Genomic DNA, 25,266 nt, shown 5'->3' on the forward strand with positions numbered 1-25,266 from the left:
GTTTACCGAAAGACCGAAGAGGCCGGACGCCAAGGGGCTCCGGCCTCTTCGCGTACGGGTCGTCAGGCAGGGACCGGACTCACCCGCTCACGGACGGTCGAGCGGCACCGGATGATGTCGCGGACCGACACGATCCCGATCGGCTCCACACTGTCGAGCACGATCAAGTGGCGGAAGCCGCCGTGCACCATCGCCGCCGAGGCCTCGTCGAGCGTCCAGCCGGGGGCCGCGAAGACGATGTCGGTGGTGGTGTGTGCCTGAGCGGTCTCCTGGTCGGGGTTTTCGCCCGCGCCCAGGGAGTTGAGGATGTCGCGCTCGGTGAGAATGCCGAGCCCACTGGTGTCGGGGTCGAGGACGACGGCGGCGCCCACCCGGCGTGCCGACATCAGTTGTGCTGCCTGTCGGAGCGTATGGGCGGGCCCGATGGTGAGGACCACCGTGCTCATGGCGTCGCGGACGTACATGGGCATGGAGTGGAGCCACCTCCTTGGCGAATGCGCCGTGCGGACTTGGGAATCCCTTTGCGAAAGAATTCACAAGTTCACAAGCGGGGGGGATTCTCATGTTCACATGCCGCCGGGAAAGCGACAAGGGGCGCGGGAAGGGCGGTTCCTCTTCACCGCGCCCCCGCGCGCCCGTTTCCAGTCCGTGCCCCGGGGTGCGCTCCTAGGGCCTGTCGTCAAAGTCCCTAGCGGGCCAGCAGCTCCCGCAGTGTCGTGATGACCAGTGCCGGGTCCTCCTCGGCCATGAAGTGGCCGCAGCCGACCGTGGTGTGCCGCAGGTCCGGCGCCCAGGCCCGCCAGATCGCGGCGGCGTCGTACCCGAGCCGCGCGCCGAAGTCCTGCTGGAGCACGCTCACCGGCATCCGCAGCCGGCGCCCCGCAGCCCGGTCCGCCGCGTCGTGCTCCACATCGATGCCCGAGGAGGCGCGGAAGTCCGCGACGATCGAGGTCACCGCCGCGCGCGAGGCCTGGAGGTAGGCGGCGCGCACCGGTGGGGGCATGGCGCCGGCGTCCTTGCACCAGACGTCCAGGAAGTGCCCGAAGAACACCTCGGGGCAGGCGGCGATCAGCTGCTCGGGCAGGCCGGGCGGCTGCGCCATCAGGTAGAGGTGGAAGCCCACGGCGGCCGAGGTGCCGTGCAGCGCCTCCCACATGTCCAGGGTCGGCGGCGCGTCCAGCGGCGCGAGATGCGTGACGGCCTGCGGGTGGTCCAAAGCGGTGCGGAAGGCCACCAGCGCGCCCCGGTCGTGGCCCGCCAGCGCGAACCGGTCGTGCCCCAGCGCCCGGGCCAGCGCGACGACATCGGCGGCCATGGTGCGCTTGGCGTACGCCGAGCCGTCGAGGTCCGCCGGCTTGTCGCTCGCGCCGTAACCGCGCAGATCGGGGCAGATCACGGTGTGATCGGCGGCGAGATCCGCCGCGATGTGCCGCCACATCAGATGGGTCTGCGGAAAGCCGTGCAGCAGTACGACGGGGCGGCCGCTGCCGCCCACGGCCACATTCAGCTCCACGTCGGGGGCGACGGTCACACGCCGGTAGTCGAATCCGGCAATCTGCGGGGTCACACGATCTCCTTGCTCGTTCACGAACGAGCACCACCGTGCGACGGACCGATCAGCGGCCGATCAACACCGGATGTCAGCTCAACGCCGGATGTCAGCGCGCGTTCGCTGCCCCGGCCGCCAGCAGGGCGGTCACCTCGGCCGCCTCCTCCCGCGCGCCCCTGCCCTCCAGTACGGCCAGCGCCTCCAGCAGCCAGTCCCGCCCGGAGGCCGTCTCGCCCAGCCGCAGCAGCGCGTGCCCGCGCGCGTACTGGGCCAGCCCCCGGCAGAAGGCGTCGCCCAGCTCGCTCTCGGCCGCCAGCGAGCGGTCGGCGCAGTCCACGGCGTCACGATGGCGGCCCTGGGCCACCCGGCAGTGCGCGAGCCGCGCCCAGGCCAGGGCCGGCCAGCGCGGGCCGCTGTCCGCCCGCTCGAACAGGGCCAGCGCCTCACGCAGGCTCGGCGCGGCCGCATCGGGCAGCTGGGCCCGCAGCTGCGTACAGCCCGCCTGGTACAGGACGTGGGCGAGCGTCTCGGCGCGGCCCAGGGCGCGGGCCCGGTGCACGGCGCCGGCGGTGGCCTCCAGGGCGCAGGCCGTGTGCTGTGCGCGGGCCGCCCGCTCATCCGCCGTACCGCCGGGCCCCGGGTGCGCCAGGGCGATGTGCGCGCGGGCGGTGTGGGACAGCGCCCGCACGGCGCGGCCCGCCGCGCCCAGCTCCGCGAACCCCTCGCAGGACGCCGTCAGCAGCGGCAGCGCCTCGCCGGGGCGGCCCATCGCCAGCAGCACCACCCCCAGCTCCTGGCGCGCCAGGGTGCGGGTGACCGCGTCCCCGGCGGACTCGGCGAGGTGCAGGCTCTGGCGCAGGACGCCCTGTGCCCGCTCGAAGGTGTCCGAGCCGTAGTGGGGCGCGGCCAGCAGCCGCAGGGCGCGGGCGGCGGCCACGTCGTCGCCCCCGCCGCGGGCCGCCTCCAGGGCCCGCCGCAGCAGCGGGTCCAGGTCCTGGTGGAGCGCCGTGCCCAGGGTCAGCTGCGCCCACGCCGCCAGCAGGTCCACCGCAGGGCGCAGCCCGTGCTCCGGTACGCACGCGAGGACCTGGCCGACGGAGGCGAGCAGTGACGGGTGCGCGGCGGGCGCCCAGGCGCGGGCGGCGGCCTCGTCCGGGAACGGGACGGGGCCGCTCGCGGGTCCGTGTACGGCGGCGTCCTCGGGTTCGAGGAGGTTCAGGGCCGAGACGGCGCGGGACAGCTGGTGGTCCAGGAGGCGGAGCAGGACGGCGTCGCGGTCCGTGGCCGTATCGCTCTCCTCGCCGCGCTGCCGGGCGAAGAGGCGGACCAGGTCGTGGAAGCGGTAGCGGTCCGGCCCGTAGGTGTCCAGGAGGCCCGCGTCCACCAGGTCTTCCAGGGCCTGTTCGGCCGCGGCGGGGCCGGTGTCCAGCACCGCGCGGGCGGCGTCGGCGTCCAGGACGGGGGAGTCGGGGAGCGCGAGCAGGCGGAAGGCGCGGGCGAGGCCGGCGGGCAGCGCGCGGTAGCCGAGCCGGAAGGCGGGCTCCACGGCCAGGTCGCCGATGTGCAGCTCGGCGAGCCGGCCCCGCTCGTCGCGCAGCCGGGCGGCCAGGGACGCCAGCGAACGGGCGGGGCGGGCCGCCAGGCGGGCCGCGACAACACGGACCGCGAGCGGCAAGTGCCCGCAGGCGGCGGCCAGTTCGCGCGCGGCCGCCGGCTCCCGCGCCACCCGGTCCTGGCCCGCGACGGCGGCGAGCAGCGCCACCGCCTCCGCCTCCTGGAGCACCCCCACGTCCAGCACGCGCGCCCCCGGCAGCGTCAGGGCGCGCGAGCGGCAGGTGACCAGCACGGCGCAGCCCGGGGCGCCCGGCAGTAGCGGGCGCAGCTGGGCCGCGTCGTGGGCGTTGTCCAGGAGGACCAGGACGCGGCGCCCGGCCAGCGCGGAGCGGTAGCGCGCGGCCCGCTCCTCGGTGCCCTGGGGCAGCGTGCCGTCGTCCTGGCCCAGCGAGCGCAGGAAGTGCGCCAGAACGCCGCCGGGCGCGGCCGGGGCCGGGTCGGCGCCGCGCAGATCGGCATACAGCTGCCCGTCGGCGAAGGCGTCGCGCACGGCGTGCGCGACATGCACGGCCAGCGCGGTCTTTCCCGCGCCGCCGAGCCCGGTGAGCTGGGCCACGGCCAAGGCGCCGGTGCCGTCGGTGAGCCAGCCGGCCAGGCGCCCGGACAGCTCCTCGCGGCCGGTGAAGTCCGCGGTGTCGGGCGGGAGTTGGGCGGGAGGGGCGGGGGCGGGGCGCTCGGTGTGCGGCGCGGCGGACAGGCCGGTGTCGCCGCTCAGGACGCGCGCGTGCAGCCGCCGCAGCCCGGATCCCGGATCCACGCCCAGCTCCTCGGCCAGCAGGCGGCGGGTGTCGTCGTAGACGGCGAGGGCTTCGGCCTGCCGCCCGGACCGGTGCAGGGCGAGCATCAGCAGGGCCCGCGGACGCTCCCGCAGCGGGTGTTCGGCGGCCAGCGCCCGCAGTGCGGCCACGGCGTCGGCGTGCAGCCCCAGTTCGAGGGCGCAGCCGTACAGCTCCTCCCGCGCGCTCAGGCGCAGCTCGCCGAGCCGGTCGCGCTCCCGCTCGGCGTACGGCCCCGGCAGCCCGGCCAGTGCGGCGCCCTCCCACAGGGCGAGCCCGTCCCGCAGCAGCCCGTACGCACGCGAGAAGGCGCCCTGCTCGCGGGCCGACGCCGCCTGCGCCAGCGCCGCCTCGAAGCGGGCGCTGTCCACGGCGCCCTCCGGTGCGCGCAGCGCGTACCCGTCACCCGCCGACAGCAGGAGCTTTCCCGGGGTCCGGGCCGCCCGCTCCGGCTCCAGTACGGCGCGCAGCCGCGAGATGTACGTACGCAGCGCGCCGACCGCCCGCGGCGGCGGCTCCTGGCCCCACAGCGCGTCGACGAGCTCGCCGGTGGAGACCGCCCGGCCGCCGCGCAGCAGCAGGACGGCCAGCGCCGCGCGCTGCTGCGGCGGCCCGAGCGCCAGCGGCCGGCCCCCGCGCTCCGCGCGCACCGGCCCCAGCAGGTGGAAGCGCAGTTCTCCGGCGGACACGGGGGAGGGCGTCAGCCGCGGAGGTAGTTGAGCAGCTCCTCGTGGAGCAGGCCGTTGGAGGCCGCGGCGTTACCGCTGTGCGGGCCCGGCACCCCGTCCAGACCGGTGAAGCGGCCGCCGGCCTCCTGCACGACCACGGCGCACGCCGCCATGTCCCACAGCGACAGCTCCGGCTCGGCGCAGATGTCCACCGACCCCTCGGCGACCATCATGTACGGCCAGAAGTCCCCGTAGGCGCGGGTGCGCCAGCAGTCCCGGGACAGGTCCATGAAGCCGCCGAACCTGCCGAGCTCCTCCCAGCCGCCGAGCGAGGAGTACGCGAACGACGCGTCCTGGATACGCCCCACCTTGGACACCTGCAGCCGCGAGGCCGAGGTGAGACTGCGCCCGGTGTACGCGCCCAGGCCCTCGGCCGCCCACCACCGGCGGTTCAGCGCCGGCGCCGAGACCACGCCGACCACCGGCCGGTCGCCGCCCTCGCCGCGCTCCATCAGCGCGATCAGCGTGGCCCACACCGGCACCCCGCGGACGTAGTTCTTCGTGCCGTCGATCGGGTCGATGATCCAGCGGCGCGGCCCGGCCCCCTGGCTGCCGAACTCCTCGCCCAGCACCGCGTCCCGGGGCCGGGCGCGCTGCAGATGGCCACGGATCAGCTCCTCCGCCGCCTTGTCGGCCTCGCTCACCGGCGTCATGTCCGGTTTGGTCTCGACCTTGAGGTCCAGCGCCTTGAACCGCTCCATGGTCGCTGCGTCGGCGGCGTCGGCCAGGACGTGGGCCAGACGCAGATCATCGTGATAGTCGGGCATGTGCGAACACTATCGGGGGTTGGGGCGCGGCCCGGTGACAAGCCGTCGAGGGCACGGTGCGGCGCGGCGGGGCCGTTCTGCCGCGGGCAGCGGGCGGGCAAGGGGCCCGACGGCAGCCGTAGGGCCCCTTGACAGCCCCTGGCGGTGAGTCAATTCTGTGCGCACACCGGCCATATGGGCCGTGCGGCCTGGGAGGCGACGATGCCTACAGCGCGTGAATCCTTGCTGGACGCAGCCTATGCGGCACTGGAGGCCCGGCCGTGGGCGGGCGTCCGAATGGTCGATGTCGCTGCCGCCGCCGGGGTGTCCCGGCAGACTCTCTACAACGAGTTCGGCAGCAAGGAGGGGCTGGCCCGCGCCCTGGTGCGCCGGGAGACCGACGGCTATCTCGCGGGGGTGGAGCGGGCCCTTCAGGAGGCGGCGCCAGCGGACGGGGAAGCCGTCCAGGCCAGGGCGGAGGCCCGGGTCGCGGCGGCGGCCTCCTGGACGCTGCGGGCGGCCCGCGCCAACCCGCTGGTACGGGCCGCGCTGACCGGCTGCTGGAGCGAGCGGCTGCCGGCGCCGGCGGAGGTGGCACGGGAGCCGGGGGTGCCCGCGCAGCGCCCGGGAATGGGCCCGCCGGGCGCGCGGTTCGCCGAGGCGCCGCTGCTGGGACCCGCCGATCTGGTGGGCCGGTTCTGCGACCGGGCGGTGGCCGCGCTGGAGGCGGAGTGGCCCAAGGAGGAACTGCCCGAGCTGTGCACCGTCTGCACCGCCGCCGCCCGTCTGACCCTGTCCTGCGTGGTGGCGCCCGCGGCGCCCGAGGAGGTGACCCGCCTGGTCCACGACGCCTTCGCCCGCCTCCCGCGCAACGCGGGGGCAGGCGAGTGAGGAGCCCTGGGGATCAGTGCGCGGAGCCCGACAGCTGCAGGCCGATGACGCCGATGATGACCAGGGTGATCGAGACGAGCTTGAGGACGGAGACGAGGTCGCCGAGGAAGACCATGCCGTAGATCGCGGTGCCGGCCGCGCCGATGCCCGTCCACACCGCGTACGCGGGGCCGACGTCGAGCTTCTTCAGGGCCAGCGTCAGCAGACCGAAGCTACCCAGGGCGAAGCACGCGAAGGCGATGGTCGGCCAGATTCTCGTGAAGCCGTGGGAGAGCTTGAGGCAGACCGCGAAGCCGGTCTCCAGGATTCCAGCCACCACGACGAGCAGCCACGCCATGTCCATTGCCTCCTTCGGTCGGTGACCGCGTCGTCATTCTTGGTGTGATTATGCATTTACCTCGGAAGATCGGCAGCAAAACTCTGAGGGTCAGTCACCTTCGCGCCGCTCGCGCGTGGCGAGCAGACGCCTGAGGGAGTAGAGGCGCGCGGGGTCGGCGTGACCGTCGGCCACCCACTGGTCCAGCGCGCAGTCCGGCTCGTCGTGACTGCACGCCCGCGGGCAGTTCACCGTGCCCGGCGCCAGGTCGGGGAAGGCGTGGATGACCCGCGACGGGTCGACGTGGTGCAGGCCGAAGGACCGCACGCCGGGAGTGTCGATCACCCAGCCCGTGCCGTCGGGGAGCGGCAGGGCCAGCGCCGAGGTGGTGGTGTGCCGGCCTCGGCCGGTAACGGCGTTGACATGTCCCGTGGCGCGCTGCCGCTCGGGCACCAGCGCGTTGACGAGCGTCGTTTTTCCGACACCCGAGTGCCCCACAAAAGCGGTCATGTGTCCCGACAGCCGCTCGCGCACCCGGTCGGCCGCCGTCCCCGAGGACAGTTCGTCCCGGTTGGTGACGACGTACGGGACGCCGAGCGCGCCGTACATCTCCAAGAACGCGTCCGCCGGGGCCAGGTCGGACTTGGTCAGCACCAGCAGGGGGGAGAGCCCCGCGTCGTACGCGGCCACCAGGCAGCGGTCGATCAGCCGCGGCCGCGGCTCGGGGTCGGCCAGGGCGGTGACGATGGCGAGCTGGTCGGCGTTGGCGACGACCACCCGCTCGAAGGGGTCGTCGTCATCGGCGGTGCGCCGCAGCGTGGAGGTGCGCGGCTGGACGCGCACGATCCGCGCGAGGGTGTCCTTGGCGCCGGAGAGGTCGCCGACGACCGCGACGCGGTCGCCGACCACCGTGCTCTTGCGGCCCAGCTCGCGGGCCTTCATCGCGGTGACCGTGCGGTCCTCGATGAGACAGGTGATGCGGCCGCGGTCGACGGTGAGGACCAGGCCCTCGCTGGCGTCCTCGTGCTTGGGCCTGATGTTCGTCCGGGGCCGGTTGCCCTTGCGGTTGGGGCGGACGCGGACGTCGTCCTCGTCGGGGTTCTTGCCGTAGCGGCGCATGGGGGCGGAACTCTCAGATTCTCCGGGCGGGTGCGGCAGCCGGGCTGAGCATGTCCGTCCACATGGCGGGGAAGTCGGGCAGGGTCTTGGCGGTCGTCGCGACGTTCTCGACCTGGACGTCCTTGACCGCGAGGCCGATGATCGCGCCGGCGGTGGCCATGCGGTGGTCCTCGTAGGTGTGGAAGACGCCGCCGTGCAGCTTGCGCGGGCGGATGCGCAGACCGTCCTCGGTCTCGGTGACATCGCCGCCGAGTTCGTTGATCTCCTTGGTCAGCGCGGCCAGCCGGTCGGTCTCGTGCAGGCGCAGGTGGGCCACGCCGCGCAGCACGGACTCGGAGTCGGCCAGCGCCGCGACCGCGGCGATGCCGGGGGTCAGCTCGCCGACGTCGCCCAGGTCGATGTCGATGCCGTGGACACGGCCCGAGCCGGTGAACGTCAGCCCGTGCTCGGTCAGTTCGCAGCTGCCGCCCATGGCGGTGAAGATCTCGCGCAGCGCGTCGCCGGGCTGGGTGGTGTGCTCGGGCCAGTCGGGGATGGTGACCCGGCCGCCGGTGATCAGCGCCGCGGCCAGGAACGGCTGGGCGTTGGACAGGTCCGGCTCCACGACCAGGTCGCGGCCGAGCAGGGCGCCGGGGGTGACCCGCCACACGTTCGGCTCGCCGCCGGACTCGGGGGTGTCCACCTGGGCGCCGACGCTGCGCAGCATGTCGACGGTCATGCGGATGTGCGGCAGCGAGGGCAGGGCGGAACCGGTGTGGCGTACCTCCACCCCCTGGTTGAAGCGCGGGGCCGACAGCAGCAGGGCGCTGACGAACTGGGAGGAGGAGGAGGCGTCGATCTCGACGGGGCCGCCGTCCAGGGCGCCGCTGCCGTGCACGGTCATCGGCAGGGCGCCGCGCGAGTCGTCGTCGATACGGGCGCCCAGGGCGCGCAGCGCGTCGATGACGCCGCCCAGCGGACGCTCGTAGGAGCGCGGGTCGCCGTCGAAGCGGATGGGGCCGTCGGCCAGCGTGGCGACGGGCGGCAGGAAGCGCATGACGGTGCCGGCGTTGCCGACGTCGACGGTGGCGGGGCCGTGCAGACCGGCGGGGATGACCCGCCAGGCCTCGCCGCTGCCGTCGGGGCCGCCCGCGACGGAGGAACTGGAGTCTGCGGTTTCCTCGATGCCCACGCCCAGGGTGCGCAGCGCCTCGGCCATCAGGACGGTGTCGCGCGAGCGCAGCGGGCGGCGCAGCCAGCCGGGCTCGGAGGACAGGGCTGCCAGCACCAGGCCACGGTTCGTGACCGATTTGGAGCCGGGCACGGTGACGGTCGCGTCGACCGCCCCGGCTGCGAGGGGGGCGGGCCAGAGTGCAAGATGCGCGGGGCTCTCGGTCATGTCCCTCACTTTAATGGCTGCACAAGGGTGAGGATCTTGATCAAATGTGGCGCAACCTGCATGAAACACAGCACTGGTAGTGCGAGCTGCGTCAAGTCCCGCGCGCGGCCCGGTTCATGGTCCGGCGCGGGCCGCTGCGCGCGCCGGACCTCATACGCCCAGCAGCATGCGCCCGCCGCCGATCAGCGAGCAGAGCGTCACGACGTGGAAAAGTCCCAGCCAGGCCGCGGCCGGCAGGTGGGTGAGCCGGGCCAGCTGGTCGGGGTCGGAATCCACCGCACCACCGCGCCGGCGCTTGCCCTGGAGCTCGAAGGGCGGCCGTACGCCCCCCAGAAGCAGGAACCAGACCACCGCGTACGCGAAGGCCGCCTGCACATCGGGGGTGGTCATCCAGGACACCAGGAAGAAGGCGGCGCCCGCCAGGACTACGGTCAGCACGCCGTACGCGTTACGGATCATCACCAGCATCGCCAGCAGCAGCGCGACGGCGCCCCACAGCAGGGCGGTGATGTGGCCCGAGGCCAGCAGCCAGGCGCCCAGCAGGCCCAGCAGGGAGGGCGTGATGTAGCCCGCGGCGGCGGTGAGGATCATGCCGAGGCCGGTGGGCCTGCCGCGGCTGACGGTCAGCCCCGAGGTGTCGGAGTGCAGCCGGATGCCGTCCAGGCGGCGGCCGGTCACCAGCGCTATGAGGCCGTGGCCGCCCTCGTGGGCGATGGTGATGGCGTTACGGGCCAGCCGCCAGGCGCCATAAGGCACGACCACGGCCAGGGCGGCGACGGCGGTGGCCACGACCAGCCAGGTGGACGGGTCGGGCTGGGTGCCGAAAACCCTGTCCCATACGTCGGTGATGTGCTGGGTGTCCATCTCTCCCCTTGCTCTGGCATGGCAGTGTGGCATCCATGTGCGGACGGTATGCAGCGAGTCGCCGGCCCGAGGACCTGGCGGGGCTCTTCGAGGCCGAGAAGTGGGAGCCGCAGGAGACCCTGGCGCCCGACTGGAACGTGGCCCCGACCAAGAGTGTGTACACGGTTCTCGAACGCCCCCTTAAAGACGCGGAGGATCGCCGTCCGGTTCGCCAGCTCAGGGCGCTGAAGTGGGGCCTCGTGCCGTCCTGGGCCAAGTCCCCGGACGGCGCCGCGAAGATGATCAACGCTCGCGCCGAGACGGTCCACGAGAAGCCGTCCTTCCGCCGCCCCTTCGTCGCCCGGCGCTGCCTGATACCGGGCGACGGCTACTACGAGTGGGTCACCGCCGCCTCCGAGCGGCAGCTGGAGGAGCAGGGCAGGAAGAAGCGCCCCCGCAAGCAGCCCTACTTCGTCACGCCCGCCGACGGGCAGGTCATGGCGATGGCCGGGCTGTACGAGTTCTGGCGGGACCGGACGCTGCCGGACGACCACCCGCAGGCGTGGTGGGCGACCTGCACGGTCATCACCACCGAGGCCGAGACCACGCCGCTGGCCGGGGCGGACGGCGGCGAGGGCCCGCAGAGCCTGGCCGAGATCCACCCGCGGATGCCGCTGATCATGACGCCGGACCGCTGGGACGCCTGGCTGGACCCCTCCCGTACGGACCCCGACGAGCTGCGCGGCCTGCTGCAGCCGCCGCCCGCCGGGCTGATGCGGGCCTATCCGGTCTCCACGGACGTGAGCAACGTCCGCAACAACGGCCCCGAGCTGCTGACGGAGCTGGACGGGCCGGAGGCCGGGACCCTGTTCTGAGGCGGCGCCGATGTGGCGCGGTCCGCCGGTGACGGGCGGGACGGCAGGATGGGCGTGTGACTGCTGAGACTGTTCAGACCCCGGTAGGCCCCGCACGGATCACCTGGCACCGCGCCGGGCGCCCGCGCGCCGTGCTCGCGGTGAGCCACGGCGCCGGCGGCGGCATCGAGGCCCGCGACCTGAAGGCCCTGGCGGCGGCGCTGCCCGCGCTCGGCTGGAGCGTGGCGCTGGTGGAGCAGCCGTGGCGGGTGGCGGGCAAGAAGGTCGCGCCCGCGCCCAAGACCCTGGACGTGGCCTGGCGCGCGCTGTGGCCCGCGCTGGCCGCGCCCGGGCTGCCGGTGGTGGCCGGCGGGCGCAGCGCGGGCGCGCGGGTGGCCTGCCGCACCGCGGCTGACCTGGGCGCGCACGCCGTGCTCGCGCTGAGCTTCCCGCTGCACCCGCCCGGCAAGCCGGAGAAGTCCCGGGTGGAGGAGCTGACCGGGGCCGGGGTGCCGGTCCTGGTGGTGCAGGGCGCGCGGGACCCCTTCGGCCGGCCCGGGGAGTTCCCCGCCGGTACGCACCTGGTCGAGGTGCCGTACGGGGACCACGGCTTCGCGGTGCCGAAGAAGGCGGAGACCGGCGAGGAGGCGGCGCTGGCCGTGATCACGGACGCGGTGGGGAAGTGGCTCGAAGAGCTCTTCGGCTGAGGGCCCGGGCGCGCTCAGTCGCCCTTCCCGGCGCGCGGGCGGGCGCGTACGTGCATCCGCTCGCCCTGGCGCCCGAAGAGGCTGAGCAGCTCGACCGGCTCGCCGCCCGCCGCGCCGAACCAGTGCGGCAGGCGGGTGTCGAACTCCGCCGCCTCCCCGGCCCGCAGCGCCACGTCGCGCTCGCCCAGCAGCAGCCGCAGCCGTCCGGACAGGACGTAGAGCCACTCATAGCCCTCGTGGACGCGCTGCTCGGGCTCGGCGGCGGTCGGCTCGATGACGAGCTTGTAGGCCTGCAGGGCGCCGGGCTGCCGGGTGAGCGGCATGTACGTCATGTTCTTCCTGCGCCGCGGTACGGACCGCACCCGCGGATCGCCGACCTCGGGGGCGCCCACCAGCTCGTCCAGCGGTACCTGGTGGGCCTGGGCCAGCGGCAGCAGCAGTTCCAGGGAGGCCTTGCGGCCGCCGGACTCCAGCCGCGAGAGCGTGCTCACCGAGATACCGGTCGCCTCCGAGAGCGCCGCCAGCGTCACTCCACGGGACTGCCGGATGCGGCGCAGCCGGGGCCCCACACTCTCCAGAACGCGCGCGTGGTCCTTCGTGCCGTCGTCCGTCACGTCGTCATTCCCCGCTTCCTGATATCCGGTCCGGTCCGTGCCGCTTCCATTACTCTCACTGCTCCATTCCCGGCGAGCGGTATTCCTTTGCCGAAGTGGCAACGCGCGGCGCCCGTCCGGTCCAGAAGCGCTCGAGGCGGCGCACGCGAGGGAATGCGGTGGCGGATACCGCTGTTGTGCGAGTCGTAGGTACGCGCAGTTGCGCACCGCCACGTCACAGGAATGGGAGTCCGCCGCATGGGAATCGCTTGCCCGGCCCGCCCGCAGGCCGCTGAACTGCAGTGGTCGCAGCTGCAGGCACCGCAGGCCGCCATGGCTGGAGCGGCGGCAGTACCGGATCGTCGTCTATTCTCCGATTCGAGCGGGTCCGCTTCCGGGCCCGGCACGGTGTTGGAGGAGGTGGGTCCGGTCACTGGGACCGACGCAGGGGCGGACGGCACGGCAGAGGAACACTCTGGGAGCCGGGAAGCGGTGAAGGAGACGGACGCCGAGCGCAGTGCGCGCTTCGAGCGGGACGCCCTCACCTTCCTGGACCAGATGTATTCGGCCGCGCTGCGCATGACGCGCAATCCGGCCGACGCGGAGGACCTGGTGCAGGAGACGTACGCGAAGGCGTATGCGTCCTTCCACCAGTTCCGCGAGGGTACGAACCTCAAGGCGTGGCTGTACCGCATTCTCACCAACACCTTCATCAACTCCTACCGCAAGAAGCAGCGCGAGCCGCAGCGCAGTGCCGCCGAGGAGATCGAGGACTGGCAGCTCGCGCGCGCCGAGTCGCACATGTCCACGGGTCTGCGTTCGGCCGAGTCGCAGGCACTGGATCATCTGCCTGATTCGGATGTGAAGGAAGCGCTTCAGGCCATCCCCGAGGAATTCCGTATCGCGGTCTATCTCGCGGATGTCGAGGGCTTTGCGTACAAGGAGATCGCGGACATCATGGGAACACCCATCGGCACGGTGATGTCCCGTCTGCACCGCGGCAGGCGCCAACTGCGCGGCATGCTGGAGGACTACGCCCGCGAGCGTGGGCTGGTCCCCGCCGGGGCAGGCGCTGCGGCTGAGCCCAACGGGCAGTCGCACGATCGGAAAGGCTCGGGATCATGAGCTGCGGAGAGCCGCACGACACGGACTGCTCGCAGGTCCTCGACCACCTGTACGAATATCTCGACCGTGAGATGCCGGACGGGGAGTGCGCGAAATTCCAGGAGCACTTCGACGAGTGCTCGCCCTGCCTGGAGAAGTACGGCCTGGAGCAGGCCGTGAAGAAGCTGGTCAAGCGCTGCTGCGGGCACGACGACGTACCCACCGACCTGCGGTCGAAGGTCATGGGCCGGATCGAGCTGATCCGGGCGGGCGAGGCGGTGCCCGAGCAGAGCGTGCTGGAGCAGGCGAAACAAGAACAGGCAGCACAGGCGGCACAGGCCGCGCGGGCCGCGCAGGCGGGACAGGCTGCGCGCGCCGAATAGGGCGCCGGGCCGGTGCGTGCGCACGCCCGCCGCATCGAGGACCAACGCGCTCTGCCCGTACGGGAGTTCCCCCGCTGCCTTGCCGGCCGCGGTCAACTCCTGGCGCATGCCGCGTGGTTGGAGTGGGTGACGGGCGCGAGGGCCGTTCGGGTGCTGTTTCCGGCCCGGGCGGCCCGCTTTGTCTGTGAGGGTGGTTGCCAACTGGGGTCCGGGGGAGCCGAGTTGGGTGTGCCGGTGTGCGCCGCGCGGCCGGCGGGTGCCGTTCCGCGGCGGACCGGTGTGCCCGCCGCGGTCGCGGGCGGTGGGCGGCGGGCGAATCCGTAGCGCGAGCGGCCGGTCACGGCCCGTACGGTGCGCGCCGTCAACCTTTGATGCCCTGATGGGACGCATGGGCCCGCACGGCCCCGTCAGGGCGCGCGGGCGGGCCCCGGCCGGCCGGTGCGCCAGCTCACGGAACCCATGGGTAATGAGCGGCCTTCGAGATGGGCATGGTTGGATGCGAAGGAACCCCCGCCAAGGGGGATTCAGGGGGTCCGCGGCAGGCAAGGAGCCGCATGGAGCACAACAGGGCGAGGCCACGGGGAGCACCACCGGGCTGAGCCCGGCGGCAATCTGTGGCAGGTTGTCGAGTGGGCCCCCGTCAAGGGCCCAGGAAGCCGCCCAGGACAGCGTCCGCGGCGGCGACGAGCGAGCGACCGGCAGGCGGGAATCGTGAGGATCTTCGGCAAGGTGAGGCACCGGCCCTCCGCCTCGTGGCGGCAGGCGACCGACCGAGCTTTCACGCTGATCGGCGACGGCCGTTACGAGGACGCGGGCGCACTGCTGACCCGCGCAGCCGACATGGAGCCGTGGCTCTCGGAGTCCTGGTTCAACCTCGCCCTGCTGCACAAATTCCGGCACGACTGGGAACAGGCCCGCACCGCCGGGCTGCGCGCGGTGGCCCTTTTGGACCGCGAGGCCGGGGCCCCCGACTGGTGGAACGTGGGCATCGCCGCCACCGCCCTGCAGGACTGGCCGCTGGCCCGCCGCGCCTGGCAGGCCTACGGCCTCAAGGTGCCCGCCGAGGGCTCGCCCTCCGGCGCCCCCGTCGGCATGCAGCTGGGCAGCGCCGCCGTCCGCCTCTCTCCCGAGGGCGAGGCGGAGGTCGTCTGGGGCCGCCGTCTGGACCCGGCCCGTATCGAGGTGCTGTCCATCCCGCTGCCGTCCTCCGGGCGGCGCTGGGGCGAGGTGGTGCTGCACGACGGCGTACCGCACGGCGAGCGCACCACGACCGCCTCCCCGGACGGCGCCACCCGCGCCTACCCCGTCTTCGACGAGATCGAGCTGTGGGCGCCCTCCCCGGTCCCCACCTGGGTCGTCCTGCTGGAGGCCGCCACCGAGGCCGACCGGGACGCCCTGGAGCGGCTGGCCGCGGACGCCGGCTATGCCGCCGAGGACTGGTCCTCCTCGGTGCGCCTGCTGTGCCGTACGTGCTCGGAGAGCCGGATGCCCAGCGACGAGGGCGACGGCGAGCACCTGGACCCGCACGACCACAGCGAGCCGGGCCACCCGGGGCCGCTGGGCCACCGCACGGCCGGGGCCCTGTGGGTGCCCGAGCGCGAGTGCGGCATCGCGGCGCCCGCCGGGCTCGTACGGGGCCTGCTGGACAGCTGGGTCGCCGACAGCCCGGACAGCCGGGAGTGGCGGGACCTCGAAGAGGTCTGTTGACGCAGAGGTCTGCTGAGCCCGTCCGCCGCCGCGCCGTACCCTGTACGGGCATCGATTACGAGATTTGGTATTTCGCGGAAGGCGTGCGGCGGACATGGCGCAGCAAGACAGTGAGCAGGCCGGGCAGCAAGTGGACACGGAGTTCATCGACGACGTCACGGACGCCGAGGAGCGGGAGACGGCACACCGCGAGCGCGGCACGTCCCGCCCGATCACCGTCGTCGGCAACCCCGTCCTGCACAAGGAGTGCAAGGACGTCACCGAGTTCGACGAGCAGCTGGCCCAGCTCATCGACGACATGTTCGCCAGCCAGCGCACCGCCGAGGGCGTGGGCCTGGCCGCCAACCAGATCGGCGTGGACCTGAAGGTCTTCGTCTACGACTGCATGGACGACCAGGGCGTGCGGCACGTCGGCGCGGTCTGCAACCCGGTCCTGGACGAACTGCCGGCCGAGCGCCGGGTGCTGGACGACTCCAACGAGGGCTGCCTGTCGGTGCCCGGCGCCTACGCCGAACTGGCCCGCCCCGACTACGCCGTGGTGCGCGGCCAGGACGCCAAGGGCGAGCCCATCGCCGTCGAGGGCACCGGCTACTTCGCGCGCTGCCTCCAGCACGAGACCGACCACCTCTACGGCTACCTCTACATCGACCGCCTCTCCAAGCGCGACCGCAAGGACGCCCTGAAGCAGATGGCCGAGCGCGAGCCGCGCTACCCCGTCGTCGCCAACGACTGACGCGCCTGTTCTCCGCTGTCGCCCGCCCCTAGGCGGCAGCGGCGGTATAGGCGGCCCACACGCGCGGCGGCAGGGCGTTGCCCCGCTCCGTGTCCGGGCCGCCCACACCCTGCAGCGGGAGCAGCTGCGGTGCGCCCGGCTTGCTGCGAAAGAGCGTCACCGCGGTGGTCAGCCGCCCGTCGTTGCCGATGAACCAGGCCGACCGCATCCGGTCGTGCGCGCCGGTGCCGCCCGCGGAGACGTCCTGAAGAGTGTCGACGGCCCGCGGTGGCAGGGTCTTCCAGGCGAAGGCCCGCAGCGAGCGCTCGATGCCGCGTGCCACCGCCCTCTCCAGCACCCGGCGCACCCGCGGCTTGACGAAGCCGTCCACCGGCCTGCCGTCCCTGAGCACCCGGGTCACCGAATAGGGCTCGGCCCGGGTGCCGCCGTTGGGGAAGAGCGTGTACGCGCCCGCCAGCCGGATCGCGCTGGGGGTGGAGCTGCCCAGCGCGAACATCGGCTCCAGGGGTGCCATGCTCTCCTCGCGCAGCCCGGCGGCCACCGCCGTCTCCTTGACCTTGTCCAGGCCGATGCGCTTGCCGGCGGCGACGAAGGGGGCGTGGGCGGAGGTGACCAGCCCCTCGGAGAGTTCGGAGCCGGCCTCCGGCCCCTCGTCGGGCCGGCCGGGCGCCGGGTAGGCGGCGCGCGGACCCTGGTCCTGGAGGGCGGCGGCCATCACGAACGGCTTGAAGGCCGAGGCGGCCGGGACGCCCGAGGTGTCCGCGTTGTTGCTGAAGTGCTCGATCGCGTTCGCGCCGCCGTACAGTGCCACGACGGCTCCGTCCGAGGGCCGTACCGAAGCCGCGCCGAATTCCACGTACGTATCGGTCGGCTTCCGCTTCTTCGGGTCGATGTCCCGCTTGCGTACCTGGGTGACGGCCTTTTCCAGCTGCGCCACCCTGGCCTTGTCGAAGGTGGTGTGAATGCGGTAGCCGCCGCGTGCCAGATCCCGGTCGGTAAGGCCCGTACGGGACTTGATGTATTTGTTGGCGACATCGACGAGATATCCGGTCTGGCCTGCCTGGCTGGTCGGCTTGGCGGGTTTCCTCGGCTCCGGGAACTCCCGGTAGCGGTCCCGCTCCTGACGGGTCATCAGGCCGACCTCGACCTGGCGGTCCAGAATCCATTCCCAGCGCTCCACCGCGCGCTGGTGATTCTTGCCGCCGCCCGCCGGGTCGTACTGCTCGGCGCCCTTGAGCGTGGCGGCCAGAACGGCTGCCTGGCTCGGGTTCAGTTCCCGGGCGGGAATGCCGTAGTACGCGTTCGCGGCGGCCTGGATTCCGAAGGAACCGCGCCCGAACCAGCTGGTGTTGAGATATCCCTGAAGGATCTCGTCCTTGGACTTGCGGTTGTCCAGCTTCAGCGCGATGAAGAACTCCTTCACCTTGCGCTTGAGGGTCTGCTCCTGCGAGAGATAGGTGTTCTTCACATACTGCTGGGTGATGGTGGAGCCGCCCTGCGCGTCCCCGCCGGTGACCATGTTCACCGCGGCGCGGGCGATGCCCTTGAGGGAGACGCCGGAGTCGCTGTAGAAGCTCTCGTTCTCGGCGGCTATCACGGCATTGCGTACGGATTGCGGGACTTGGGCGAGGGGCACGTTCTGCCGGTTGACGGCGCCCACGCTCACCATCTGGCTGCCGTCGGCCCAGTAGTAGACGGACGCCTGCTGCCGGGACTCGGCGTTCTCGTCGGGGATGTCGACGTTCGCGTACACCACGGCGAACAGCCCGCTCAGCGCGCCGATGCCGAGCGTGCACAGGCTCAGCAGCTGTCTCCACGACGGCACAAAGCGGCGCAGGCCGCCGCGCCCGCGCCGCGGACAGTCGAAACGCCCGATGAACCGCCCTGTCTTCTTCGCATCGTTCACACAACAGCAGAGCGGGTGAGGGGCGGCCGGGTTGCCGCTCCTCACCCGCTCGTCATCAACTCATCATCTACGGGCTAGAACTCGTCGTCGAAGGAGACCGAGCCCTCCACGGCGACCTGGTAGGCCGAGGCGCGCCGCTCGAAGAAGTTGGTCAGCTCCTGGACGTTCTGCAGCTCCATGAAGGAGAACGGGTTCTCCGAGCCGTACACCGGCGGGAAGCCGAGCCGCTGCAGGCGCTGGTCGGCGACGCACTGGAGGTACTCGCGCATCGACTCGGTGTTCATGCCCGGCAGGCCGTCGCCGCACAGGTCGCGGCCGAACTGCAGCTCCGCCTCGACGGCCTCCTTGAGCATGTCGGTGACCTGCTGCTGGAGTTCGTCGTCGAAGAGGTCGGGCTCCTCCTCGCGGACGGTGTCCACCACGGAGAACGCGAAGTTCATGTGCATGGTCTCGTCGCGGAAGACCCAGTTGGTGCCGGTGGCCAGGCCGTGCAGCAGGCCGCGCGAGCGGAACCAGTACACGTACGCGAAGGCGCCGTAGAAGAACAGGCCCTCGATGCAGGCCGCGAAGCAGATCAGGTTCAGCAGGAAGCGGCGGCGGTCCGCCTTGGACTCCAGGCGGTCGATGGACTCCACCGAGTCCATCCACTTGAAGCAGAACTCCGCCTTCTCCCGGATGGAGGGGATGTTCTCCACCGCGGCGAACGCGGCCGCGCGGTCGTCCGGGTCGGGCAGGTAGGTGTCCAGCAGCGTCAGATAGAACTGGACGTGCACGGCCTCCTCGAAGAGCTGACGGCTCAAGTACAGCCGCGCCTCGGGGGAGTTGATGTGCTTGTAGAGGGTGAGCACCAGGTTGTTGGCGACGATGGAGTCACCGGTGGCGAAGAAGGCGACCAGCCGGCCGATCATGTGCTGCTCGCCGGGGGAGAGCTTGGCGAGGTCGGCGACGTCGGAGTGCAGGTCCACCTCCTCCACGGTCCAGGTGTTCTTGATCGCGTCGCGGTAGCGGTCGTAGAAGTCCGGGTACCGCATCGGGCGCAGGGTCAGCTCGAAGCCCGGGTCCAGCAGGTTCTTGGTGCCGGTGGTCGTGGTGTGGGCGGCCGCGGCGGTGTTCTTCTCGGTCTTCTCGGATGCGGTGGTCATTACTGGCAGGCCTCGCAGGACTCGGGGTTTTCCAGGGAGCAGGCGATCGCGTCGGGGTCGCTCACCTGCTGCGGTACGGGGGCGGTGGCGGCGGGGGCTGCCGCGCGGGCGGACTGCGCGATCCGGGTGGCCGGGCGCGAGCGCAGGTAGTACGTGGTCTTGATGCCCTGCTTCCAGGCGTAGGCGTACATCGAGCTGAGCTTGCCGATGGTGGGCGAGGCCATGAACAGGTTCAGCGACTGGCTCTGGTCGATGTAGGGCGTACGGTCCGCCGCCATGTCGATCAGGGCGCGCTGCGGGATCTCCCAGGCCGTGCGGTACAGCGCGCGGATGTCCTGGGGGATCCACTGAAGGTCCTGGACCGAGCCGTTGGCCTCGCGCAGCGCGTCACGGGTGCGCGCGTCCCACAGGCCCAGCGCCTTGAGCTCCTCGATGAGGTAGGCGTTGACCTGGAGGAACTCGCCCGAGAGCGTCTCGCGCTTGAAGAGGTTGGAGACCTGCGGCTCGATGCACTCGTACACGCCCGCGATCGAGGCGATGGTGGCGGTCGGCGCGATGGCCAGGAGCAGGGAGTTGCGCATGCCGGTGGTGGCGATGCGGGCGCGCAGCGCCTCCCAGCGGCCGGCCCAGCGCGGCTCGGCGTTGGGGTAGTGGTCGGGGTGCAGCACGCCGCGCGCGGTGCGGGTCGCGGACCAGGCCGGGTGCGCGCCGTGCCGCTCGGCGAGGTCGGCGCTGGCCTCGTACGCCGCGAGCATGATGCGCTCGGAGATGTGCGTGGACAGCTCCTTGGCCTCGGGCGAGTCGAAGGCCAGGCGCAGCCGGAAGAAGACGTCCTGCAGGCCCATCAGGCCCAACCCCACCGGGCGCCAGCGGGAGTTGGAGGCGCCGGCCTCGTCGGTCGGGTAGAAGTTGATGTCCACCACGCGGTCGAGGAAGGTGACGGCGGTGCGCACGGTGGCGTCCAGCCGCTCCCAGTCCATCTGCCCGTCCTCGCCCAGGTGGGCGGCGAGGTTGACCGAGCCGAGGTTGCACACGGCGGTCTCGCCGTCGTTGGTGACCTCGAGGATCTCGGTGCACAGGTTGGAGGAGTGCACCACGTTGCCGGGCTCGGCGGTCTGGTTGGCGGTGCGGTTGGCGGCGTCCTTGAAGGTCATCCAGCCGTTGCCGGTCTGCGCGAGCGTACGCATCATCCGCGCGTACAGGACCCGGGCGGGCACGGCCTTGACGGCCTTGCCCTCGGCCTCGGCCTTCTTGTACGCGGCGTCGAACTCGGCGCCCCACAGGTCCACCAGTTCGGGGACGTCCACCGGGGAGAACAGCGACCAGTCCTGGTCGGCGTCCACCCGGCGCATGAACTCGTCCGGGATCCAGTGCGCGATGTTCAGGTTGTGGGTGCGGCGCGCCTCCTCACCGGTGTTGTCGCGCAGCTCCAGGAACTCCTCGATGTCCGCGTGCCAGGTCTCCAGGTAGACGCAGGCCGCGCCCTTGCGCCGGCCGCCCTGGTTGACGGCGGCGACCGAGGAGTCCAGCGTGCGCAGGAACGGCACGATGCCGTTGGAGTGCCCGTTGGTGCCGCGGATCAGCGAACCGCGGGCGCGGATACGGGAGTACGACAGGCCGATGCCGCCCGCGTGCTTGGACAGGCGCGCCACCTGGTGGTAGCGGCCGTAGATCGAGTCCAGCTCGTCCAGCGGGGAGTCCAGCAGGTAGCAGGAGGACATCTGCGGGTGGCGGGTGCCGGAGTTGAACAGGGTGGGGGAGGACGGCAGGTAGGAGAGCGTGCTGGTCAGGCGGTACAGCTCGGCGACGTCATCGAGGGCCCGCAGGGAGCGGTCCTCCGCCAGGCCGCAGGCCACCCGCAGCAGGAAGTGCTGGGGGGTCTCGATGACCTGCCGGGTGATGGGGTGGCGCAGCAGATAGCGCGAGTGCAGGGTGCGCAGGCCGAAGTAGCCGAAGCGGTCGTCCGCGCCGTCCTTCAGGGCCGTGGTGACCAGCTCGTCCAGGCGCTCGGCGTGGGTGCGTACGAACTCGGCGGTGTCGTCCGCGATCAGGCCCTCGCGGTGGCCGACCTCGACGGAGGCCGAGAAGGAGACGGCGCCCTGGCCCGCGGCCTCGTCGGCGACGGCGAGGGTGAGCAGGCGCGCGGCGAGCTTGGAGTACTGCGGCTCGTCGCCGATCAGACCGGCCGCCGCCTCGGTGGCCAGGGACCTCAACTCGGCCTCGTCGGAGCCCGCGTGGCGTCCGCGCAGGGCGGCGGCCGCGACCTTGCCGGGGTCGGTGGCGGGGAGATCCGCGGTGAGGTCGGTCAGGGTGCGCAGCAGGGCGGTGCCGGGCCCGTCTGCGGTCTCCGTGGCCTGCGTGGCCTGCGCGGCGCGCGTGTTCTGCACGGCCGCAGCGGCTGACGCGGGCTCCGTCGGCGCGATGGTCACGTGGTGCTCTCCCTCACTCGGCGGGGGCCGCGAGGGGTGGTGCGCGACGGGCGCGTACGGGCACACGGCACCCCGGAAAAGAGGGGTGCGGGCACACTCGTAGCGTCCACCGGCCCAACCCGCGAGGCCCGGACGAAACAGCGACCGCGCCGGTCGCGGCGGGTCGTACCGTCGGCAGGTCCTCGGACTCACGGGTGCTTAAATGCGCACTCGTACACCGTTGCGGGACAGTTCCGGATTTGCACCGGATTCCCCTGCGGCGACAGCGAGGACGAGCATACATCTTGTGCTGGCCGACGCACGCACCCCCACATCTTGTGTCGCGTGGCGGCGGCATGCCCTCAGGTGTGTTAGAGAGCCCTGATGAACGGGGCGTATTGCGGGACCGGGCCGCCGTCGAGGCGTTGACCGGGGCCCGTGCAGCGTATTGGCTCCTTGACTGCTCCGTCGGCCATCGGGGCCGCAGGGGGCCAAGTGTGAGGGGGGAGACATGCGTGCACGGTTAAGAGCCGGGGTCGTGGTGGCTGCCGGGGCGTGCCTCGCGGCCGGGCTGCTGCCCGCCGGGGCGGCTTCGGCGCGGTCCGCCGCGGCCACCGAGCGGGTCAGCGCGGCCGCGGACGGGGCCCAGTCCGCCGGCTTCGCGGCGAGCCCGGCGCTCAGCGCCGACGGGCGCTACGCCGCCTTCACCTCCGACGCCGCGGACCTCGGGCCGTCGGACACCAATGGCCAACAGGACGTCTATCTCAAGGATTTGCGGACCGGAAAGGTCGAACTGGTCAGCGTCGGCAGCGACGGGACGCAGGGCGACGCTCTCTCCGGTTCGCCCGCCATCAGCGCCGACGGCCGGTATGTCGCCTTCTCCTCCTCGGCGGGCAACCTGGTACCGGGGGACACCAACAAAGAGGGCGACGTCTTCGTGCGCGACCGGGTGACCGGGCGGACGCAGAGCCCCACGGCGGGCGCGGGCACCTCGCCGTACGGCTACGGCGTCCAGGGCTTCGCGATCAGCGGTGACGGGCGATATCTCGCATTCGGCTCGTCCCGGGCGGACCTGGTGCCGGGGGACACCAACGAGAGCCAGGACGTCTTCGTCGCGGACTTGCGGGAGCGAACGACGCGGCGGGTGAGCGTGGCGAGCGACGGGAGCCAGGCCGAGGGCGCCTCCCGCATCCCGACGATCAGCGCGGACGGCCGCCGGGTCGGCTTCGTCTCGCGGGCGTCGAATCTGCCCGGCGCGAGAACCGCGCTGCGCCCGCCGCCACTGGACCCGATGTACGTCCACGACCTCGGCTCGGGGCGGACGAGGGCGGCGAGCCTGAGCACCGCCGGCGCCGCCGTCGGCGTGACACCCTCCACCTCGCTGAGCCCGGACGGCCGCTACGCGCTCTTCGTGAGCCCGGCCGGCGATGTGGTGCCGGGCGACACCAACGGCACGTACGACATCTTCGCCCGCGACCTGAACGGGGACGGCGGCACCCGGCTGCTGACCCGCGCCCACGACGGCGCGCAGGGCAACGGATGGGCCTCCGACGGGCGGCTGAGCGCGGACAACCGGCGGCTGTTCTTCACGTCGGTGGCGACCAACCTCGTGCCGGGCGACACCAACGGCTACGCGGACGGGTTCGTACGGGACCTGAGGACCGGGGCGGTCCAGCGCGTCAACCTCGCCGCCGACGGGGCGCAGTCCACGTCCTGGACCAACGCCGTGGTGCCCGACGCGTCGGGGCGTACGGCGCTCTTCGACTCCCGGGACGAGGGTCTGGTGCCCGGCGACACCAACGCCTCGGGCGATGTCTTCGTCCGGCGGCTGCAGAACCGACCTGTAGGAGGGGAAAGCCGATGAGCGCACGACACAGCGGGTCACGAAGAGCCGTCGCCGTGCTGGCCTGCGCGGTGGCCGCGCTGCTGCCCGCGGGGACGGCCGGGGCGCAGGCCAACGCGCCGCGCACGGAGCGGATCAGCGTCGCGGCCGGCGGCGCGCAGGGCGACGGCAGCTCCAGCGGCGTGGCCCTCAGCGGCAACGGGCGCTATGCCGCCTTCGCCTCGGCGGCCACCAATCTCGTGCCCGGCGACACCAACGCCCAATGGGACGTCTTCGTCAGGGACTTGAGGACCGGCGCGGTGGAGCGGATCAGCGTGGCCACCGGCGGCGCCCAGGGCGACGGCCCCTCCTTCTCGCCCTCGCTGAGCGCCGACGGGCGGTATGTGGCCTTCGGCTCCCGGGCCGCCAACCTCGTGCCGGACGACACCAACGCCGAGGAGGACGTCTTCGTCCACGACCGCAGGACGGGCCGTACCACCGGCGTCACCATCGACGGCCTCCCGCACACGGGGGAGCAGGGCAGCCAGATGCCGGTGATCAGCGCCGACGGCAGCCATGTGGCGTTCGCCTCCAGCCGCGCGGACCTCGTGCCCGGCGACACCAACGGCAGCCAGGACATCTTCGTACGCCAACTGCGCGACGGGTCGGTGAAGCGGGTGAGCGTCACCGCCACCGGAGGCCAGGCGACGGGGCCCTCGGCCTCGCCGGTGCTGAGCGCCGACGGCCGCAAGGCGGGCTTCATCTCCAAGGCGACGAACCTCCCCGGCAGCCAGGGATCCGCATCCGGGCGGGACCTGCGCCCGCGCAGCTACCCCTTCTATGTGCACGACCTGGACACCGGCAGGACCGAGGTGGCCAGCCAGGGCCACAACGGCGAGGCGGTGGGCGCCTGGGAGGCCTCGCTCAGCCCCGACGGCCGCTACGCCGTCTTCTCCAGCAGCTGGGCCGAGGTCGTACCGGGCCATCCGGCGGGCCGCTACGACCTGTTCGCGCGCGACCTGGTCAAGGGCACCACCCAGCAGCTCACCTTCGCCCACGACGGCTCGCAGATCAGCCAGGGCGAGAGCATGGGCGGCACGCTGACCGCCGACAACCGCTGTCTCTTCTTCACCTCCTCCAGCCCGAACCTGGTGCCGAACGACACCAACAACGCCACCGACGCGTTCGTACGCGATATGCGCACCGGCGCCGTCACCCGCATCAGCACCGCCGAGGACGGGACGCAGGGCGACGACTTCACCGGGACGGTGGCCGCGGACGCCTTCGGGCGCACCGCCGTCTTCGAGAGCGACGCGGCCAATCTGGTGCCCGGCGACACCAACGGTGTCCAGGACGTCTTCGTGCGCAGCGGCCTCAGGCCGGTCCCCGGGCGAACGCCCACAGGGTGAGGCCGGGTATCGGCTGCCAGTCCCGCTCGGGTGTGCGCTCGAAGCCCAGGCGGGCGTAGAGGCGGTGGGCGGGCAGCAGGTGGCGCTGGCTGGAGAGCACCATCCGGCCCAGCGCCAGCTCGCGGGCGCGGTCCAGGCAGGTGCGCACCAGCGCCTCGCCGATGCCGCGCCCGCGCCCCTCGGGGCGCACCGCCAGCATCCGGAACTCGCCCTCGCCGGGCCCGGCCAGCTCGGCGTACGGGCTGCCGTGGGCGGCGAAGGTGACGGCCCCCACGATCCGTGCGTCGGCGGTGCCGTCGCCCTCCACGGCCACCAGCACCTCGGCGTGTGCCACCCGGTGGGCCACATCGCGCAGGACGTCGGCGTAGGTGTCCTCCTCCCCGGACGACAGCAGGCCGTCCGCCGCATAGACCTCCACGAGGAGGTCACCCACCGCGTCGAACTCCTGGGGCCGCACCGGCCTGATGGTGATGTCCATGGGGTCAGTGTGCACCCGGGCACTGACAGCGGCGGGGGGGGGGGGGGGGGGGGGGGGGGG

At 72.6% G+C, this 25,266-nt stretch carries 22 protein-coding genes and 1 riboswitch; of the genes, 9 read left to right on the forward strand and 13 right to left on the reverse strand.

The window, feature by feature from the left end:
• Positions 1–62 precede the first annotated feature (62 nt).
• The 4 genes from AC4IJH_RS27155 to hisN form a co-directional block, all read right to left on the reverse strand.
• The gene (locus AC4IJH_RS27155) at positions 63–464 is read right to left on the reverse strand and encodes a CBS domain-containing protein (protein ID WP_490854515.1); all 402 of its coding nucleotides are present in this window, start codon (positions 462–464) and stop codon (positions 63–65) included.
• A 224-nt stretch (positions 465–688) separates the two neighbouring features.
• Complete coding sequence (locus AC4IJH_RS27160) at positions 689–1,567, reverse strand: alpha/beta fold hydrolase (RefSeq protein ID WP_490854492.1); 879 nt, start codon at positions 1,565–1,567, stop codon at positions 689–691.
• Between the two features lie 91 nt (positions 1,568–1,658).
• On the reverse strand, positions 1,659–4,628 hold the full coding sequence (locus AC4IJH_RS27165) for an AfsR/SARP family transcriptional regulator (RefSeq protein WP_490854493.1): 2,970 nt from the start codon (positions 4,626–4,628) through the stop codon (positions 1,659–1,661).
• A gap of 11 nt (positions 4,629–4,639) precedes the next feature.
• Positions 4,640–5,434 (reverse strand): histidinol-phosphatase, encoded by a 795-nt coding sequence (hisN, locus tag AC4IJH_RS27170; RefSeq protein WP_490854494.1) that lies wholly within the window; start codon positions 5,432–5,434, stop codon positions 4,640–4,642.
• 201 nt (positions 5,435–5,635) lie between these two features.
• On the opposite strand from hisN, the gene AC4IJH_RS27175 reads away from it, so the two are divergent.
• On the forward strand, positions 5,636–6,304 hold the full coding sequence (locus tag AC4IJH_RS27175) for a TetR/AcrR family transcriptional regulator (protein WP_490854495.1): 669 nt from the start codon (positions 5,636–5,638) through the stop codon (positions 6,302–6,304).
• 13 nt (positions 6,305–6,317) lie between these two features.
• Here AC4IJH_RS27175 and AC4IJH_RS27180 read toward each other — a convergent pair whose 3' ends face one another.
• The 4 genes from AC4IJH_RS27180 to AC4IJH_RS27195 form a co-directional block, all read right to left on the reverse strand.
• Positions 6,318–6,641: a DMT family transporter gene (locus AC4IJH_RS27180; protein ID WP_490854496.1), complete on the reverse strand. Its 324-nt coding sequence runs from the start codon at positions 6,639–6,641 to the stop codon at positions 6,318–6,320.
• A gap of 90 nt (positions 6,642–6,731) precedes the next feature.
• Positions 6,732–7,739, reverse strand: a complete 1,008-nt coding sequence (rsgA, locus tag AC4IJH_RS27185; RefSeq protein ID WP_490854497.1) for a ribosome small subunit-dependent GTPase A — start codon at positions 7,737–7,739, stop codon at positions 6,732–6,734.
• A gap of 13 nt (positions 7,740–7,752) precedes the next feature.
• Positions 7,753–9,117 carry a 3-phosphoshikimate 1-carboxyvinyltransferase gene (gene aroA, locus AC4IJH_RS27190; protein WP_490854498.1) on the reverse strand — a complete coding sequence of 455 codons (1,365 nt, stop codon included), beginning with the start codon at positions 9,115–9,117 and terminating at the stop codon, positions 7,753–7,755.
• Between the two features lie 150 nt (positions 9,118–9,267).
• Positions 9,268–9,981 (reverse strand): M50 family metallopeptidase, encoded by a 714-nt coding sequence (locus AC4IJH_RS27195; RefSeq protein WP_490854499.1) that lies wholly within the window; start codon positions 9,979–9,981, stop codon positions 9,268–9,270.
• Positions 9,982–10,016: 35 nt separating this feature from the next.
• Between AC4IJH_RS27195 and AC4IJH_RS27200 the strand changes: the two genes are divergently transcribed.
• Both AC4IJH_RS27200 and AC4IJH_RS27205 read left to right on the forward strand, forming a co-directional pair.
• A complete protein-coding gene (locus tag AC4IJH_RS27200; RefSeq protein ID WP_490854500.1) occupies positions 10,017–10,835 on the forward strand; it encodes an SOS response-associated peptidase in 819 nt (272 codons plus the stop codon).
• A gap of 56 nt (positions 10,836–10,891) precedes the next feature.
• Positions 10,892–11,521 (forward strand): alpha/beta hydrolase family protein, encoded by a 630-nt coding sequence (locus AC4IJH_RS27205; RefSeq protein WP_490854501.1) that lies wholly within the window; start codon positions 10,892–10,894, stop codon positions 11,519–11,521.
• A 14-nt stretch (positions 11,522–11,535) separates the two neighbouring features.
• On the opposite strand, the gene AC4IJH_RS27210 is transcribed toward AC4IJH_RS27205, so the two are convergent.
• A complete protein-coding gene (locus AC4IJH_RS27210) occupies positions 11,536–12,135 on the reverse strand; it encodes a helix-turn-helix domain-containing protein (protein ID WP_490854502.1) in 600 nt (199 codons plus the stop codon).
• Between the two features lie 399 nt (positions 12,136–12,534).
• On the opposite strand from AC4IJH_RS27210, the gene AC4IJH_RS27215 reads away from it, so the two are divergent.
• From AC4IJH_RS27215 to def, 4 genes are all read left to right on the forward strand, one after another.
• Complete coding sequence (locus tag AC4IJH_RS27215) at positions 12,535–13,239, forward strand: sigma-70 family RNA polymerase sigma factor (protein ID WP_490854516.1); 705 nt, start codon at positions 12,535–12,537, stop codon at positions 13,237–13,239.
• The gene (gene rsrA, locus AC4IJH_RS27220; RefSeq protein ID WP_490854503.1) at positions 13,236–13,601 is read left to right on the forward strand and encodes a mycothiol system anti-sigma-R factor; all 366 of its coding nucleotides are present in this window, start codon (positions 13,236–13,238) and stop codon (positions 13,599–13,601) included. Before AC4IJH_RS27215 ends, rsrA begins: the two co-directional genes overlap by 4 nt.
• A 711-nt stretch (positions 13,602–14,312) precedes the next feature.
• A complete protein-coding gene (locus AC4IJH_RS27225) occupies positions 14,313–15,308 on the forward strand; it encodes a tetratricopeptide repeat protein (protein ID WP_490854504.1) in 996 nt (331 codons plus the stop codon).
• A 94-nt stretch (positions 15,309–15,402) separates the two neighbouring features.
• Positions 15,403–16,041 (forward strand): peptide deformylase, encoded by a 639-nt coding sequence (def, locus tag AC4IJH_RS27230; protein ID WP_490854505.1) that lies wholly within the window; start codon positions 15,403–15,405, stop codon positions 16,039–16,041.
• Between the two features lie 28 nt (positions 16,042–16,069).
• On the opposite strand, the gene AC4IJH_RS27235 is transcribed toward def, so the two are convergent.
• The 3 genes from AC4IJH_RS27235 to AC4IJH_RS27245 all read right to left on the reverse strand — a co-directional run bounded on the left by AC4IJH_RS27235 (position 16,070) and on the right by AC4IJH_RS27245 (position 21,518).
• The gene (locus tag AC4IJH_RS27235; protein ID WP_490854506.1) at positions 16,070–17,947 is read right to left on the reverse strand and encodes a transglycosylase domain-containing protein; all 1,878 of its coding nucleotides are present in this window, start codon (positions 17,945–17,947) and stop codon (positions 16,070–16,072) included.
• A gap of 74 nt (positions 17,948–18,021) precedes the next feature.
• Complete coding sequence (locus AC4IJH_RS27240) at positions 18,022–19,089, reverse strand: ribonucleotide-diphosphate reductase subunit beta (RefSeq protein ID WP_490854507.1); 1,068 nt, start codon at positions 19,087–19,089, stop codon at positions 18,022–18,024.
• Positions 19,089–21,518 carry a ribonucleoside-diphosphate reductase subunit alpha gene (locus AC4IJH_RS27245; RefSeq protein WP_490854508.1) on the reverse strand — a complete coding sequence of 810 codons (2,430 nt, stop codon included), beginning with the start codon at positions 21,516–21,518 and terminating at the stop codon, positions 19,089–19,091. The genes AC4IJH_RS27240 and AC4IJH_RS27245 overlap by 1 nt, the downstream gene beginning before the upstream one ends.
• 156 nt (positions 21,519–21,674) lie before the next feature.
• A riboswitch (cobalamin riboswitch) is annotated at positions 21,675–21,801 on the reverse strand.
• Between the two features lie 207 nt (positions 21,802–22,008).
• On the opposite strand from AC4IJH_RS27245, the gene AC4IJH_RS27250 reads away from it, so the two are divergent.
• Positions 22,009–23,361 carry a TolB family protein gene (locus tag AC4IJH_RS27250; RefSeq protein ID WP_490854509.1) on the forward strand — a complete coding sequence of 451 codons (1,353 nt, stop codon included), beginning with the start codon at positions 22,009–22,011 and terminating at the stop codon, positions 23,359–23,361.
• Positions 23,358–24,728, forward strand: coding sequence for a TolB family protein (locus AC4IJH_RS27255; RefSeq protein ID WP_490854510.1), 1,371 nt, complete (start codon positions 23,358–23,360; stop codon positions 24,726–24,728). The genes AC4IJH_RS27250 and AC4IJH_RS27255 overlap by 4 nt, the downstream gene beginning before the upstream one ends.
• On the opposite strand, the gene AC4IJH_RS27260 is transcribed toward AC4IJH_RS27255, so the two are convergent.
• The gene (locus AC4IJH_RS27260; RefSeq protein ID WP_490854511.1) at positions 24,694–25,206 is read right to left on the reverse strand and encodes a GNAT family N-acetyltransferase; all 513 of its coding nucleotides are present in this window, start codon (positions 25,204–25,206) and stop codon (positions 24,694–24,696) included. The two genes, AC4IJH_RS27255 and AC4IJH_RS27260, sit on opposite strands and share 35 nt — an antisense overlap.
• Positions 25,207–25,266: the final 60 nt, after the last annotated feature.

Source organism: Streptomyces sp. UF-297 (assembly GCF_058245575.1).

Coding starts and splice junctions, on each gene's coding strand:
- AC4IJH_RS27180 (WP_490854496.1), bottom strand. CDS start 6,641: ATGGCGTGGCTGCTCGTCGTGGTGGCTGGAATCCTGGAGACCGGCTTC.
- AC4IJH_RS27255 (WP_490854510.1), top strand. CDS start 23,358: ATGAGCGCACGACACAGCGGGTCACGAAGAGCCGTCGCCGTGCTGGCC.
- hisN (WP_490854494.1), bottom strand. CDS start 5,434: ATGCCCGACTATCACGATGATCTGCGTCTGGCCCACGTCCTGGCCGAC.
- aroA (WP_490854498.1), bottom strand. CDS start 9,117: ATGACCGAGAGCCCCGCGCATCTTGCACTCTGGCCCGCCCCCCTCGCA.
- rsgA (WP_490854497.1), bottom strand. CDS start 7,739: ATGCGCCGCTACGGCAAGAACCCCGACGAGGACGACGTCCGCGTCCGC.
- AC4IJH_RS27155 (WP_490854515.1), bottom strand. CDS start 464: ATGTACGTCCGCGACGCCATGAGCACGGTGGTCCTCACCATCGGGCCC.
- AC4IJH_RS27175 (WP_490854495.1), top strand. CDS start 5,636: ATGCCTACAGCGCGTGAATCCTTGCTGGACGCAGCCTATGCGGCACTG.
- rsrA (WP_490854503.1), top strand. CDS start 13,236: ATGAGCTGCGGAGAGCCGCACGACACGGACTGCTCGCAGGTCCTCGAC.
- AC4IJH_RS27260 (WP_490854511.1), bottom strand. CDS start 25,206: ATGGACATCACCATCAGGCCGGTGCGGCCCCAGGAGTTCGACGCGGTG.
- AC4IJH_RS27250 (WP_490854509.1), top strand. CDS start 22,009: ATGCGTGCACGGTTAAGAGCCGGGGTCGTGGTGGCTGCCGGGGCGTGC.
- AC4IJH_RS27240 (WP_490854507.1), bottom strand. CDS start 19,089: ATGACCACCGCATCCGAGAAGACCGAGAAGAACACCGCCGCGGCCGCC.
- AC4IJH_RS27200 (WP_490854500.1), top strand. CDS start 10,017: ATGTGCGGACGGTATGCAGCGAGTCGCCGGCCCGAGGACCTGGCGGGG.
- AC4IJH_RS27195 (WP_490854499.1), bottom strand. CDS start 9,981: ATGGACACCCAGCACATCACCGACGTATGGGACAGGGTTTTCGGCACC.
- def (WP_490854505.1), top strand. CDS start 15,403: ATGGCGCAGCAAGACAGTGAGCAGGCCGGGCAGCAAGTGGACACGGAG.